The organism is Acinetobacter sp. B51(2017) (assembly GCF_003711395.1).
In the GTDB taxonomy this organism is placed as follows: Bacteria; Pseudomonadota; Gammaproteobacteria; order Pseudomonadales; family Moraxellaceae; genus Acinetobacter.
In genome coordinates this window covers 1-595 of sequence record NZ_PJRJ01000095.1, presented here as the reverse complement: position 1 = coordinate 595, position 595 = coordinate 1, and the positions used below count along the sequence as shown (strand labels likewise).

The 595-nt window shown below is 41.2% G+C and carries 2 tRNA genes and 1 rRNA gene; all 3 read right to left on the bottom strand.

What is annotated here, in order from left to right:
• Positions 1 to 244: 244 nt before the first annotated feature.
• Positions 245 to 320 (bottom strand) — tRNA-Ala (locus tag CYK47_RS15295).
• 55 nt (positions 321 to 375) lie between these two features.
• Positions 376 to 452, bottom strand: a tRNA-Ile gene (locus CYK47_RS15290).
• A gap of 60 nt (positions 453 to 512) precedes the next feature.
• A 16S ribosomal RNA gene (locus tag CYK47_RS15285) occupies positions 513 to 595 on the bottom strand; the annotation flags it as partial.

The following is a 595-nucleotide window of genomic DNA, read 5'->3' as shown; positions in this document are numbered from 1 at the left end:
GATTTCTCAGCAATTGCTTGCCTTGATTTCAACGAGTATGAACAATTTATTTCAACTCAAATATAATCTGTTAATGATTTCTCTAGCCTTCGTCAGGTCTAGATGCTGTGATAAATCACAGAGATTATCAATCTAGATCGTATTATACGAAAAGGATTTGATAATCTCTATAATCTACCCAATTGAATGGTCAACCATTATTCAATTTACTTTTAAAAACAACAGTAAAAGTAATAAGAAGTAATGGTGGAGACTAGGAGAGTCGAACTCCTGACCTCCTGCGTGCAAAGCAGGCGCTCTACCAACTAAGCTAAGTCCCCAGCTTATCAATTAAGGTCATGTTTCTGATGTCCCATGATTTGTTTTTACAAATTATGGTGGGTCTGACAAGACTTGAACTTGTGACCCCACGCTTATCAAGCGTGTGCTCTAACCAACTGAGCTACAGACCCTCAGATACATATCATGAAGAACAACTTGTTGTGGATTCTTACCGGTCGCCAATCTTTCGTTAAGGAGGTGATCCAGCCGCAGGTTCCCCTACGGCTACCTTGTTACGACTTCACCCCAGTCATCGGCCACACCGTGGTAAGCG